The 265-nt window shown below is 72.5% G+C and carries 1 protein-coding gene; it reads left to right on the top strand.

Annotated elements, in window-relative coordinates; genetic code table 11:
• The coding region (locus tag D1614_RS28120) for a vitamin B12 dependent-methionine synthase activation domain-containing protein (RefSeq protein WP_206610155.1) at nt 1-265 on the top strand (265 nt) is incomplete at both ends.

Here is a 265-nt window from a genome sequence, read left to right as displayed (position 1 = left end):
CGAGGGCAAGGCCAACCTCGCCTTGGCCGACTTCGTCGCGCCGGTCGGGGCGGGGGCCGACTATGTCGGCGGCTTCGCGGTCACCGCCGGCCATGGCGAGGACGAGATCGTCGCCAGGTTCAAGGCGGCGGGGGACGACTATTCGGCGATCATGGCCTCGGCCCTGGCCGACCGGCTGGCCGAAGCCTTCGCCGAGGCGCTGCACCACAAGGTCCGCACCGAGCTTTGGGGCTACGCGCCGGACGAGGGCTTCGACGCCGAGGCG

The sequence above is a fragment of the Maribellus luteus genome, assembly GCF_003576475.1.
Taxonomy (GTDB): Bacteria; Bacteroidota; Bacteroidia; order Bacteroidales; family Prolixibacteraceae; genus Draconibacterium; species Draconibacterium luteum.
The sequence above is the reverse complement of the archived record's forward strand: the minus strand, read 5'-3'. Positions and strand labels throughout refer to the sequence as shown.